At 62.1% G+C, this 12,658-nt stretch carries 14 protein-coding genes; 6 read left to right on the top strand and 8 right to left on the bottom strand.

The features are described 5' to 3' along the window. Positions 1 to 1,080: sensor histidine kinase (locus ABWP50_RS07235; protein WP_353217321.1), on the top strand; the 1,080-nt coding region annotated here is incomplete at its 5' end. A gap of 3 nt (positions 1,081 to 1,083) precedes the next feature. Here ABWP50_RS07235 and tyrS read toward each other — a convergent pair. Beyond that, complete coding sequence (tyrS, locus tag ABWP50_RS07230) at positions 1,084 to 2,310, bottom strand: tyrosine--tRNA ligase (RefSeq protein ID WP_353217325.1); 1,227 nt, start codon at positions 2,308 to 2,310, stop codon at positions 1,084 to 1,086. A 170-nt stretch (positions 2,311 to 2,480) separates the two neighbouring features. Continuing rightward, positions 2,481 to 3,143, bottom strand: coding sequence for a PEPxxWA-CTERM sorting domain-containing protein (locus tag ABWP50_RS07225; protein ID WP_353217320.1), 663 nt, complete (start codon positions 3,141 to 3,143; stop codon positions 2,481 to 2,483). A 272-nt stretch (positions 3,144 to 3,415) separates the two neighbouring features. Between ABWP50_RS07225 and ABWP50_RS07220 the strand changes: the two genes are divergently transcribed. Together ABWP50_RS07220 and crtI are read left to right on the top strand one after the other, a co-directional pair. Further along, complete coding sequence (locus ABWP50_RS07220) at positions 3,416 to 4,150, top strand: 2OG-Fe(II) oxygenase (RefSeq protein ID WP_353217319.1); 735 nt, start codon at positions 3,416 to 3,418, stop codon at positions 4,148 to 4,150. Positions 4,151 to 4,303: 153 nt separating this feature from the next. After that, a complete protein-coding gene (gene crtI / locus ABWP50_RS07215) occupies positions 4,304 to 5,929 on the top strand; it encodes a phytoene desaturase family protein (protein ID WP_353217318.1) in 1,626 nt (541 codons plus the stop codon). An 18-nt stretch (positions 5,930 to 5,947) separates the two neighbouring features. On the opposite strand, the gene ABWP50_RS07210 is transcribed toward crtI, so the two are convergent. Together ABWP50_RS07210 and ABWP50_RS07205 are read right to left on the bottom strand one after the other, a co-directional pair. Beyond that, positions 5,948 to 6,340: a thiol-disulfide oxidoreductase DCC family protein gene (locus ABWP50_RS07210; RefSeq protein ID WP_353217317.1), complete on the bottom strand. Its 393-nt coding sequence runs from the start codon at positions 6,338 to 6,340 to the stop codon at positions 5,948 to 5,950. A 72-nt stretch (positions 6,341 to 6,412) separates the two neighbouring features. Continuing rightward, on the bottom strand, positions 6,413 to 6,592 hold the full coding sequence (locus ABWP50_RS07205; RefSeq protein WP_353217316.1) for a hypothetical protein: 180 nt from the start codon (positions 6,590 to 6,592) through the stop codon (positions 6,413 to 6,415). Between the two features lie 49 nt (positions 6,593 to 6,641). Between ABWP50_RS07205 and ABWP50_RS07200 the strand changes: the two genes are divergently transcribed. After that, positions 6,642 to 7,388 (top strand): cytochrome b/b6 domain-containing protein, encoded by a 747-nt coding sequence (locus ABWP50_RS07200; protein ID WP_353217315.1) that lies wholly within the window; start codon positions 6,642 to 6,644, stop codon positions 7,386 to 7,388. Positions 7,389 to 7,451: 63 nt separating this feature from the next. Further along, complete coding sequence (uvrB, locus tag ABWP50_RS07195; protein ID WP_353217314.1) at positions 7,452 to 9,656, top strand: excinuclease ABC subunit UvrB; 2,205 nt, start codon at positions 7,452 to 7,454, stop codon at positions 9,654 to 9,656. A 1-nt stretch (position 9,657) separates the two neighbouring features. Here uvrB and ABWP50_RS07190 read toward each other — a convergent pair whose 3' ends face one another. The 4 genes from ABWP50_RS07190 to ABWP50_RS07175 form a co-directional block, all read right to left on the bottom strand. Beyond that, on the bottom strand, positions 9,658 to 10,407 hold the full coding sequence (locus ABWP50_RS07190) for a PEPxxWA-CTERM sorting domain-containing protein (protein ID WP_353217313.1): 750 nt from the start codon (positions 10,405 to 10,407) through the stop codon (positions 9,658 to 9,660). Positions 10,408 to 10,631: 224 nt separating this feature from the next. Beyond that, complete coding sequence (locus tag ABWP50_RS07185; RefSeq protein WP_353217312.1) at positions 10,632 to 10,985, bottom strand: excalibur calcium-binding domain-containing protein; 354 nt, start codon at positions 10,983 to 10,985, stop codon at positions 10,632 to 10,634. An 8-nt stretch (positions 10,986 to 10,993) separates the two neighbouring features. Then, positions 10,994 to 11,314, bottom strand: coding sequence for a hypothetical protein (locus ABWP50_RS07180; protein ID WP_353217311.1), 321 nt, complete (start codon positions 11,312 to 11,314; stop codon positions 10,994 to 10,996). Next, positions 11,289 to 12,023 carry a fatty acid desaturase gene (locus tag ABWP50_RS07175; protein WP_353217310.1) on the bottom strand — a complete coding sequence of 245 codons (735 nt, stop codon included), beginning with the start codon at positions 12,021 to 12,023 and terminating at the stop codon, positions 11,289 to 11,291. The genes ABWP50_RS07180 and ABWP50_RS07175 overlap by 26 nt, the downstream gene beginning before the upstream one ends. Positions 12,024 to 12,103: 80 nt before the next feature. Between ABWP50_RS07175 and ABWP50_RS07170 the strand changes: the two genes are divergently transcribed. Next, the gene (locus ABWP50_RS07170; RefSeq protein ID WP_353217309.1) at positions 12,104 to 12,646 is read left to right on the top strand and encodes a sterol desaturase family protein; all 543 of its coding nucleotides are present in this window, start codon (positions 12,104 to 12,106) and stop codon (positions 12,644 to 12,646) included. The last annotated feature ends 12 nt before the right edge of the window (positions 12,647 to 12,658 follow it).

Genomic DNA, 12,658 nt, shown 5'->3' with positions numbered 1-12,658 from the left:
ACAGTGGTGCCGCGCGATGAAGGCTTTTACCGGGTGACCGGCATGGCCGATCAGGGTGGCCAGCCCGCACCGTTCATGGTCAACGCCCGGCCGATGCCGCAGGGCCACCGTCTGTTGATCGGCCGCAGCCTGGCCGCCGAGGTGGAGCTGCAAAAAACCCTCACCACGGCGCTGTTGCTGGCGCTGCCCATGGCGATGGCGCTGGCGTTTTTGACAAGCCTGCTGATCACCCGCATCATAACGGATCGCGCCCGCGACCTCGCCAGCGTGGTCGGCGACGTGACGGCCGGCAAGCTGGACGCGCGGGTGGCTGTGCCGGCCGGCCCGCCCGGCGATGCCTTTGATTCGATGGGCCAGGCCTTCAATGTCATGCTGGCGCGCATCGAGGCGTTGATTGATGAGCTGCGCACGGTCACCGATGGCCTGGCGCATGATCTGCGCTCCCCGCTCACCCGGCTGAAGGCCCGTATCGAGCGGTTGTCGCACGGCACCAGCGTCGATGCCAGCGATCTGGCCGCCGTATCGGCCGAAGCGCAATCGCTGCTGGCAATGCTGGACAACAGCATGGAAATCAGCCGCGCCGAAGCCGGCATCGGGCGGGACAGTTTTGCCGATGTCGATCTGGCCGCCATGATCACCGATCTGGCCGACATGTATGAGCCGCTGGCCGAAGATGCCGGCGTCACGCTGGCCGTGTCGGCGCCGGCACCGGTGCCAGCGCTGGCGCACCGCCAGTTGCTGGGCCGGGCGCTGGCCAATCTGATCGACAACGGCCTGCGTTATGCCGGCAGCGGCCAGCGCATCGAACTGGGCGCCGACAGCAGCGCTGCGGGCATCCGACTATGGGTGGCCGATCACGGCCCCGGCATCCCGGCCGGCCGCCGCGCCGAAGCACTGCGCCGCTTTGGCCGGCTGGATGCAGCGCGCGGGCCGCGCAAGGATGGCATGCAGGGCGCCGGGCTGGGCCTGTCGCTGGCCGGCGCAGTGGCGCGGCTACACGGCGGCACCATCGCATTGTCGGACAATCAGCCCGGTCTGAAAGTGACGCTGAACTTGCCGGCAAATCCGGCGGCCAAATAGGCGTCAGGCAGCGACAACCAAGCCGTGGCGCTTCTTGCCGGCGCTCACCTTCTGGCCCGGCGCAACCAGCGCGCCGTCGCCGCCCGCCGCGTCGCCATCGATGCGCGCGCCGCCCTGCGCCACCAATTTGCGGGCCTCGTTTTTGGATGCCGCAAAGCCCAGACCGATCAGCGCGTCGATGATCGTCACCGGCGCACCCACAGCAAACTGCGGCAAGTCCTCGCCGGCGCCGCCTTCGGCAAAGGTGGCGCGCGCCGTTTCGGCAGCAGCCTCAGCCGCCGCCCGGCCCCGGCACAGCGCGGTGGCCTGCGTGGCCAGCACATCCTTGGCATGGTTGATCTCGGCGCCCGCCAGCGCCTCCAGCCGGGCGATTTCATCCAGCGGCAGATCGGTGAACAGCCGCAGAAACTTGCCAACATCGGCATCATGGGTGTTGCGCCAGAATTGCCAGTAATCGAAATGCGGCAGCTGATCCTCGTGCAGCCACACCGCGCCGGCGGCGGTCTTGCCCATCTTGGCACCATCGGCGCGGGTGATCAGCGGCGTGGTCAGGCCATAAGCGTCTTTCGCCTCGATCCGGCGAATCAGATCGGTGCCACCCACGATATTGCCCCACTGGTCACTGCCGCCCATCTGCAGCGTGCAGCCAAAACGGCGATTGAGTTCCAGATAATCATAGGCCTGGAAAATCATGTAGTTGAATTCCAGGAACGACAGCGGCTGCTCCCGGTCCAGCCGGGTGCGCACACTGTCAAACGTCAACATGCGGTTGATCGAGAAATGCCGGCCCACGTCGCGCAAAAACGGGATGTAGGCGAGGCCGGACAGCCAATCATCATTGTTGACCATCACCGCATCGGTTGGCCCATCGCCAAAGGTCAAGAACCGCTCAAAGATACGGCGGATGCTGGCCATGTTGGTATTGATCTGCGCGTCAGACAGCAGCTGCCGCCCCTCGTCCTTGCCCGAAGGATCGCCCACCTTGGTGGTGCCGCCGCCCATCAACACGATTGGCTTGTGCCCGGATTGCTGGAGATGGCGGAGCATCATGATCGAAACCAGATTGCCGATGTGCAGCGAAGGCGCCGTGCAATCAAAGCCGACATAGGCGGTGATGACGCCCCCTGAACTCGATTGACGCGCCGCGCCGTCCAGCGCCGCCGCATCCGTCACCTGATGAATGAAACCGCGCGTTTCGAGACGCCGGAGAAAGTCGCTGCTGTAGGTCATGGCGGTAATGGCTTTACGGGAGGCTGCCGCACTTGTCATGCCCCCACGCCAAGCGACCTCGGCGGCTTGGCCGCTGGCCGCGCCAACAAGAACCAAACGAAAAGGGGCTGCCAGCGGTTGCCGGCAGCCCCGATTATGGTTCAATCACACAGAGTGTGTGATGCAATGGCTCAGGCAGCAACGACGGCGTTGCTGCGGCGGCGGGCCAGGCCGACGAGGCCGAAACCGACCACAAGCATCGCCCACGTGGCGGGTTCGGGAACGGCCATCGTCGTCAACGCAACATTATCGATGAACACGGTCCGGTCTGTGGCGCCGGTGCCGTCATAGGTCGTCAGTCCTTTGAACGCCACCGTGTAGGTGTCACCGCTGACCAACCAGAAATCGGCCGACGTGCGCGGTGCAAACGTGAAGAGATCACCGCTGTAGTTGCCGAGCGTGTACGTCCAGACACCGTTGCTCAGCGTTACCTTATAGTTCTGCGCCAAATTGCCGGGCCGATTACGGTCGACCCAGTTGATCGATCCCTTGGCATTTGCCGTGGCAGTGAACGACTGAGACACGGTCTGGTCAATCTGGACAAAGCCGTAATAGCCGCCCTCTGGAGCAGCGACGCCGCCCCAAGGACCGCTGCCGCTGATGATAACACCGCCACCAACCCAAGGGCTGGCAGCGCACGCCGGGCCGCCCGGCGTTGCCAGACCATCATAGCAATAGTTGGTAACCGGCAGCGCCGCGCCTTTGGCTTCAAACCCGCCATCGACAAGTGTCGTTGCGGACGCGGACATCGAGGCCAAAGAAAGCACGGCCGTGACGAGCAGTTTCTTGATCATTTAAATCTCCCTTGCAAATATATTGCTGAAACATTAATGCATGAATCGTGCCAGATTGAAAACTCTTGGCAAGTGATTGATATTTCCAAACTTAATATTTGATTCATATTTGCTTATGTAAAGTAGGGTTTACAACTGAACGGTTATCATCGCCGGATGTTGCCCGCGTCACCACCGAATCCGGCACATCAAATTGCCATGCGCGCATGCTGCTCCGGCCGCGGCAGTTCGGTCTTGCGCGCCATCGTCAGGCGCGGCACATTTGTGTGGCCATGGCCGATCATTCTCCCTTGTTCGTCATCAATCCGGCGCTTGACCGCGCCAGCCTTGCGGCTGCCTTCGCCGCCGATGGCCGGGTGCAGATCCGTGACGTGCTCACCGAGGAATCGGCGGCGGCGATTGCCGATCTGCTGGCCAATCACACCCCATGGGGCATTTCCTGGCAGGCTGGCAGCGATGGCCCGCACAAATTGCGGCACGACGCGGCCGGCGCGCTGAGCCAGACCGATTGGCAGGCAATTTATGGCAAGCTGGGCGCGGCGCAGGCAGAGGGCCAGTTCGGTTTCATCTACACACAATATCAGGCCTATGACGCCTATCGGCAGGGCTGGTCGGCTGGCCCTCGCCATGATCAGTTGTTTACCGGGATCAATTCACCGGCGGTGATCGATCTGGTGCGCGAAATCACGGCGCTGCCGCAGATTGCCTGGGCCGATGCGCAAGCAACCTTGTTTGGCCAGCAGCAATTTCTGTCGCTGCATCAGGATATTTCCGATCAGAACTGGCTGGTGGCCTATGTGTTCAGCTTTGCCACGGTGGATTGGGCGCCGGATTGGGGCGGGTATCTGAACTTTTACAACGATGATGGCGATATCATTCACGGCTACCGCCCGCGCTTCAACGCACTGAACATGTTCCTGGTGCCGCGGGATCATAATGTGTCCTACGTGCCCGGCTTTGCGCCGGCGGCGCGGTTTGCGGTTACCGGTTGGTTTCGGGATCGGTAGCGGCAGGAACAGCGCGGGCGCTATACTTCATTCGCAGGAACCGGCTGATATCGTGCTGTGCCGCAGCGCCAGCCACGCATGCGACAATATCAAGTTTGTTTCACACCGGCTAAGAGGCTAACGAACGGCGATTAACTGGCAGGTAAGCAGACTATGGCACGGCGCAAAGCGGTTGTAATCGGGGCAGGAATTGGCGGCATCTCGTGTGCCATGCGCCTGCAGAGCCTTGGCTTTGATACCGAGATTGTCGAGGCGTTGGATGCGCCGGGCGGGCGGGCCTATGTGCGCCGGGCCGATGGCTTTGTATTCGACATGGGGCCGACGGTGCTGACCGTGCCGCATTTCATCGAGGAATTGTTCAGCCTGCAGCAGGACCATGCTATGCTGGGTGAGCCGGATTTTCCGCAGCATGTGCTCGATGAGAACAGCCGCATCCGGGAAGGCAACTCAGGCGGGCCGAACACCAGCAAATATCTTGAGGTCATGCCGATCCTGCCATTTTATCGCATCTATTTCGATGATGGCACCTTCTTTGATTATGATGGCGATCCGGTAAGCACCCGGGAGCAAATCAAGCGTTTGGCGCCCGAGGATCTGGAAGGTTATGAGGCGTTCCACGAACAGGCCCGCGCCATTTTCCAGCGCGGGTTCCTGCAGCTGGGCTACACCTATTTCGGCAGCCTGGGATCGATGCTCGGCGTGGTACCCGATCTGTTCAAGCTAGGCGCGGTGCAGCCTTTGTTCAGCCTGATCAGCAAATATTTCAAATCTGACAAGATGCGCCAGGTGTTCAGCTTTGAGCCCCTGCTGGTTGGCGGCAACCCGATGAAGGTGCCGGCGATCTATGCAATGATCCACTTTGTCGAGAAGACCTGGGGCATTCATTACGCCAAAGGCGGCACAGGCGCGCTGGTGCAGGCGATGATCACCAAATTTGAAGAGATGGGTGGCCGGCTGCGGCTGAATGCACCGGTGGAGCAGATCGAAGTGCAGAAGCGGGTGGCGACCGGCGTGCGGCTGAAGACTGGTGAAACCATCGCGGCCGATGTCGTGGTGTCGAACGCCGATTACGCCACAACCTACATGAAACTGATCGACAAGTCGCACCGGCGCATCAACCGCGATATGCTGGTGAAATTCCGCAAGCAATCCATGTCGTTGATGGTGATCTATTTTGGATATGAACGCCGCGAAAATGATCCTGATCTGCGCCACCACAACATCATCCTCGGCCCGCGTTATGAGGCGCTTCTGAACGAGATCTTCGAGAAGAAGGTGATGAGCCCGGATTTCTCGCAATATCTGCACATCCCCACGCTCACCGATCCCAGCCTGGCGCCCCCCGGCCATCACGCCGCGTACACGCTGATCCCGGTGCCCAACAATGCCAGCGGGCTCGATTGGGCCGTGGAAGGGCCGAAACTGTGTGACCGGGTGCTGACCTTCCTCGAGGAGCGCAACTATATTCCCGATCTGGCAGCGCGCCTGAAGCACAAGAGCTTCATTACGCCGGATTATTTTGCCGAAACGCTGGGATCGTATCTGGGCAACGGCTTTGGGGTAGAACCGGTGCTGACGCAGACCGCCTTCTTCCGCCCGCACAACAAATCCGAAGACGTGCGCAATCTTTATCTGGTCGGCCAGGGCACGCAGCCAGGCGGCGGCACGCCTTCGGTGATGATGTCGGCCAAGATGACCGCGCGCGAGATTGCCCGCGATCTCGGCGTGGCCGAGCATGTGGTGAACGGGGTGCCGCGCGAGACCGAAGCGGCGGCCTAAAAGCCGGAACCTGTTGCCTCAGCGGGAAGCGCGCGGCGCGTGCTTTCCCGGTCGCCGCATGTGCCAGCCGTACAGCGCCGGGGCAAACACATGGTCATAAGCGGCCGCGGCAATCTGCCTGATCCCCGGCAGGCCCACAAATTTTGCCAGCAGGCGGTACTTGGGCATTTGCGCCCACAGCACCAGAAATGCCGGGATGCCGGACACGAGCACGCCATCATGCTGCACATAGAGGCGGCGAGCGGCAGCGTCCGGGTTCAGCCCCCACTGGCCAAGCGCGGCCGTGTTCAGATCGTCGAAGCGGATCGGCAGGCCGGCCTTGCCGGCATAGCGCGCATAGTGCGCGATCTCGGCATCACAGACCGGACATTGGCTATTGTACAGCACGGCTGTTTGCGCATTTTGGACCATATCAACAGCGATAGCGCCCGCCGCTGTGTTGGCCAGCACGCACCTCGCCGCAGGGCAGAATGACCGCACCCATCAGCGCAAGCTGGCAATCGCCAATTTGTCCTCCCGCGCCCGCGCCTTCACCGATTCCTCGCTGCGGGTGAGCGCCTTGGCGATGGCGCGCAGCGGCATGTTCTTTTTGGCCAGCATGTGCAGTTTCTGCACTTCATCGCTGGTCCAGGCCTGCTTGTGCCGTTCGAATTTCTCGCCCATCGCGCCTGCCCTCTTGCCAACGCCATCGCACTCGGCTGGATAGGCCAGCATGACAAGCCTGTATCTTGGCCTCGCGCTCACGCTGGCGCTCACGCTCAACGCGCCTTTCGCGGCGCTGCGGGCGCTGGGCAGTCTGGTGGCGGCGGTGGCGCTGGGGTTCATGGCGTGGTCGATCGTGCTGGCCAATCAGGACTCGACCTTTGCCGCTGCGCCGGCGGGCAGCATGACGCCGCTGGCGCTCAATATCCAGGCCGGGCTGATCACGCTTGGCGCGGCGCTGCTGCTATGGTCGATCCCCCGCCAATTCCGGCGCCCGGTGGATGAACTGCCGCTGCGCAGCACGCCGCAGGCTTACGGTGCCATCACGCGCGGCCTGCATTGGGGCAGCGCGGCGCTGGTCATTGCCGCCTTCACCATCGGGCAATTCGTCAGCATTCTTGCCCCCCAAAACAGCCTGCGCGCCGAATTTCTGGATGCCCACATGGCGCTGGGCGGCGCGGTTTTCTTGGCCACCCTGGCGCGCATGTTCGAACGGTTGCTGCGCCCCGGCCCGCCGAGTCCTACCAAGGTGCATGCCGCGCATTTCCTGCTGTATGCTGCGATGACGGCGCTTTGCGTGACCGGCCTGGCCATGGCGCCCGCGCCGATTGATCTTTATGGGCTCAAGCTGCCGAATTTGCCGGCTGATCCCCTCGCCGCCCGTCTGCACCGGGGCGCGCTGCCGGTTGTGCTGGCGCTGCTGTTTGCAGCGCATCTGGGCGGCGCGGTCAAATCCATCCGCCGCATGGCGCGCTGAAAACTGGCTGCCGCGCCAAAATCACCACTGGAACAAAAAGCGACCGGGCCACATATTGGGACTATGGCCATCCAGATTCGCACCAACCTCGCCGAAACGGAGCTGACCGAGTTCACCCCGCACCGCCCGGCCCGCCCCGACAAGTCCGAAGGTGGCCGGCCTTTTGTGCTCAGCACCGAATATACGCCGGCCGGCGACCAGCCCGGCGCCATCGCCGAACTGGTGGCCGAGGCCAACGCCGGCAACCGCGATCAGGTGCTGCTGGGCGTGACGGGTTCGGGCAAGACCTTTACGATGGCCAAGGTGATCGAAGCGGTGCAGCGCCCTGCCCTGATTCTGGCGCCCAACAAGGTGCTGGCGGCGCAATTATACGGTGAATTCAAAAGCTTCTTTCCAGAAAATGCGGTCGAATATTTCGTATCCTATTACGACTATTATCAGCCCGAAGCCTACGTGCCGCGCAGCGATACCTATATCGAAAAGGAATCCAGCGTTAACGAAGCCATTGATCGGATGCGCCATTCGGCCACCCGCTCCCTGCTGGAACGCGATGATGTGATCATCGTCGCGTCGGTATCGTGCCTGTATGGCATCGGATCGGTGGAAACCTATTCCGCCATGACCTTCAGCCTGAAAAAGGGCGGCAGCGGCGATTTGAAGGAGATCGTGCGCAAGCTGGTGGCGATGCAGTACAAGCGCGGTGACCTCAGCTTCACGCGCGGCAATTTCCGGGTGCGCGGCGACAGTCTGGAGGTTTTCCCGTCCCATTACGAAGATAGCGCCTGGCGCATCAGCTTCTTTGGCGACGATATCGAAGCGATCAGCGAATTTGATCCGCTCACCGGCGAAACCGTGGCCAAGCTGGAGCATATCAAGATTTACGCCAACAGCCATTATGTGACGCCCGGCCCGACGCTGAAACAGGCATCCGAAGCCATCCGCCATGAGCTGACCGAGCGGCTGAAGGAGCTGACGATCGAAGGCAAGTTGCTGGAATTGCAGCGGCTGGAGCAGCGCACCAATTTCGATCTGGAGATGATCGCCGCCACCGGCAGCTGCGCGGGTATCGAAAATTACAGCCGCTTCCTCACCGGCCGCCTGCCCGGCGAACCGCCGCCGACCTTGTTTGAATATCTGCCCGAAAACGCCATGCTGTTCATCGATGAAAGCCACGTGACCGTGCCGCAGATCGGCGCGATGTCGAAGGGCGATCACCGCCGCAAGGTGACGCTGGCCGAATATGGCTTTCGCCTGCCCAGCTGCATCGACAATCGCCCGCTGCGCTTTGCCGAATGGGAAGCGATGCGGCCGCAGACGTTGTTTGTGTCCGCCACTCCCGGCCCATGGGAAATGGACAAGACCGGCGGCGTGTTTGTCGAACAGGTCATCCGCCCGACCGGCCTGATCGACCCGCCGGTGGAGATCAAGCCGGTGGAGGATCAGGTCGAGGATTTGATTCAGGAGGCCAAGAAGGTTGCGGCGCAGGGCTATCGCACACTGGTGACGACGCTGACCAAGCGCATGGCCGAGGATTTGACCGAATTCCTGCACGAAGCGGGCTTGCGCGTGCGCTACATGCACAGCGACGTGGAAACGCTGGAGCGCATCGAGTTGATCCGCGATTTGCGGCTGGGTGTGTATGATGTGCTGGTTGGCATCAACCTGCTGCGCGAGGGCCTCGATATTCCCGAATGCGGGCTGGTGGCGATCCTGGATGCCGACAAGGAAGGTTTCTTGCGGTCAGAAACGTCGCTCATCCAGACCATCGGCCGTGCGGCGCGCAACGTGGAGGGCCGGGTGATCCTCTATGCCGATCGCATCACCGGCAGCATGGAACGCGCCATGGCCGAAACCGATCGCCGGCGCTCGCGGCAATCGGCCTATAATCTGGAACATGGCATCACGCCCACCACCATCAAGCGCAACATCAGCGATCTGCTGGCCGATGTCAGCATGAAGGACGGCATGGTGGTGGACACCGGTGACACCGACACGCCGCACATGGTGGGCCACAATCTGAAAGCCTATATCGCCGACCTGGAAGAGCAGATGAAGAAGGCGGCATCCGATCTGGAATTTGAAACCGCGGCCGCCATCCGCGACCAGATCCGCCGGCTGGAAATGGATGAGCTTGGTATCCCCGCCGACGGCCGCGCAGCGCCCGTACACGGCCGCAGCATGGGCGGCGCGCCTGGCACGCGCACGACGCGGTTTGAGAAGATGAAGAAAAAGGGCTTCAGCGCCAAACGGCGGGGGGCGGGGCGGTAAATCAGGCGGCGATGGCCGCGCGCCGCCGCCGCAGCGCGGCGCCAACCAAGCCAAAGCCGGAGATCAACATCGGCCAGCTGGCAGGCTCGGGAACACCAGCGAAGGCGAGCAGATCCTGGTTGCCGACCTGACCAAAATTGCCGTTCTGCAGCACAACCAGCCCCGTGGCGCGTGGACCGGTACCGGTGAGCTCGCTCAGCCAGCGGTTTGCCGTCAGGAAAGCATCAGTGGTATTCCTGGTGCGGGCGACATAAAAATTGCCCTTATCGGCGGAGGTGGACTCGACGTTCAACCGATTGCCGGGCGTTTCCATGACAATCTCCCAGATTGCCAACTGAAAAGCGATGGTCGTCAGCGCGGTCATCGTGCCAAAACCGCCATTTGGCGCGTTGCGTCCGAACAATTCGCTGATCAGATTGGCCTTGGCGGTGCCGATGCCGAGGCGGCTCAGTCCGCTGGCAGCGCGCGACAAGGGCGCCAGATTGTAGCTGACCGGCGTGCCAACCGCCAGAAATTCGAGGGGTTCGATACAGAAGGCCGCAAAGCCGCCTGGCGCAGTGCCGCCGAGCAACGCGCTGCGACCGCTGGTTTGCGCATTGATGCGCGACGCCAGCACGCCCATCTGCGTGATGGTGCCGGACGGGCGGATGCTGGTCCATGTCAGCGCTTCCCGGCTGGCAAAGCTGTTGGCCGTGGCCGTGATCGTCGCCGTTGCAGCGGCCGGCGCTGCCAGAAACACGGCGCAGAGCATGGCTGTTGCAATTTGTTGCCGAAACATTGCCATATACCGACCCCCGAATCTTACGAGAAACGTAAGATTTTGTTAACTATAAACCACCTCTAAAATATACGTTTATTTTTGCGCAATGATTATTTCAAGTTGCCGCTAGAATCCCGCCCGCGGCGCGGATCGACGTTGAAAAACAAGGAATAAAGGACGGCAGACCCGGCGCGAAACGTCAGCGCGGCTTGTCGTCAGCGCCCGCGATAGGGCTCACACGCAACACCATCGCCATCGCGATCAAGATGCGCGGCATAGCCAGGATCGCCGCGCTGCAGCGGCGCGGCACCGGCGGCGCGTGCATCGCTGCAATAACGATAATGGGGTTCACCATTGGCCGCCGGGCTCGCTGCGCCGGAACCGGCGTCGGGGTCATTGTCAAGAAACGGCAGCGGCGTGGTTTCAGCCGGGCCGTTGTTCAGCACGGCATAGGGCGGGACATCCGAAAGATTGGCTTCCCGTGGCGGATTGGCTGCCATAACCGCCCAGATCACGGCGGCAGTCACCGCCGCGCCGGCGCCGCCAACCAGAAAGATCCGCCGTTGCAATTTGCCGATCAGATTGCGCAGCCGATGCCGGCGCGGATCAATTCGGCGATCAATTCCGGGTCTTTTTCGTCGGTCAACTTGCTGGCGATTTCGCGGATTGTCATGCGGTCAAGCCGATCGGCGCGAATGCCGCTCAACTGCTGCAAGCGGCGCAATTGCCCGACCGATAGGCGCTGGCCGAGCCGGTCACCCATGCAAACGGCCTGGCGTTTCGGCATGCCCAGATCGACCAGCTTGCTGGTGATGCGCTGCGACGGCGACGCGCAGCCGGCGAGCAGGCACAGCGCAATCAATACCGCCGATTTAGACAGGGTGTTTCTTGCGGGCATCGGGCAATCGCCACCATGGGGTTTGGGGAAACAGATGATGTTCGTGATGATAGCCGCCGAAATGAAAACAGCTGATTAACGACACCAGCCCGCCGGCCCCGACGCTGCGGGCGCGGTGCTGATCGGCGAACGGCTGCCCGCTGTGGCGGTGCGGCAGGAATGTGCCGAAAAAGAACAATTGGCCCAGCGCCATGATCGCCGGCACCGCCCAGAACACCGCAAAATTGATCAGGCTGGCACCCAGCGCCATGTAGATGCAGGCCGCCGCGGTTATCCGCACCAATTGGATATGCGTGTAATAATTGCCGAAGAAATGCAGGAACCAGCGTAGCGGCGAATTTGGCGCGGCCGCATTGAAATCCGGGTCCTGATCGGTGCCCACCATTCGGTGGTGCGCGAAATGCGCCGGCGCCATCCGGTCATAATCCAGCCCGGCGTAGAGCATCAGCGCCGCCCGCCCGGCCATCCGATTGCGCGCCCGCTGCCCCGGCGCAAAGGCGCCGTGCATGCAATCATGGGCAATGATGAACAGCCCGGTGGACAGCCAGGCCTGCACCAGCAGCACCGCGGCCAGCGCCAGCGGCGGCCAGGCGGTGACCGGCGGGCCAAAAATGCAGCCAAGATGCACAGCCAACCACGCCAGCGTGATCAGCAGGCCGAGGCCCTGGCTGATTTTTCCGTCGTGCGGCGTGGGACGCGGCTTGTGCATGGGGGTGTCACTGCGGCAATATGCAGATGATGAAAAGGCCCTGCGTCACTATATGTGGTCCACAAATCGGAGTTGAGTGAATGCAGTTTTGGCCGGGAATCCTCTATTTTTTCGGGGCGTTGGCGTTCATGGAAGGTGTGGCCTATGTCGCGCACCGCTGGGTGATGCACGGTTTTTTGTGGAGCCTGCACAAATCGCATCATGAACCGCGCAAGGGTGCCTTTGAAAAGAACGACTGGTTTGCGGTGATGGGCGCGGTGCCGGCCATCGTGCTGATCGTGTGGGGATCGATGAACGGCTTTGATGCCAAGTGGTGGATCGGCATGGGCATCACCGGCTACGGCGCGATCTACGCCGGATTTCACGACGTCATCGTGCACCGCCGGTTGCGCCACAGCTGGAACCCGCAAGGCCGCTATCTCAAGCGCATCGTGCAGGCGCACCGGCTGCATCATGTGGTGGAAACCCGCGATGGCACGGTCAGCTTCGGGTTCATCTGGGCGCCGCCGATCCGCGCCTTGAAGGCCAAGCTTGAAGCCGATGGCCGTGGCCGCATCCGGGCTTCGGCCAAGATGAAGGCCGAAATGGGCATGATCGACAATGCGGAGCATTGGGCCCGGTAAACGGGCCCAAAG

Source organism: Sandarakinorhabdus sp., from assembly GCF_040398645.1.
In the GTDB taxonomy this organism is placed as follows: domain Bacteria; phylum Pseudomonadota; class Alphaproteobacteria; order Sphingomonadales; family Sphingomonadaceae; genus Sandarakinorhabdus.
This window is presented reverse-complemented; position numbering and strand designations above follow the sequence as displayed.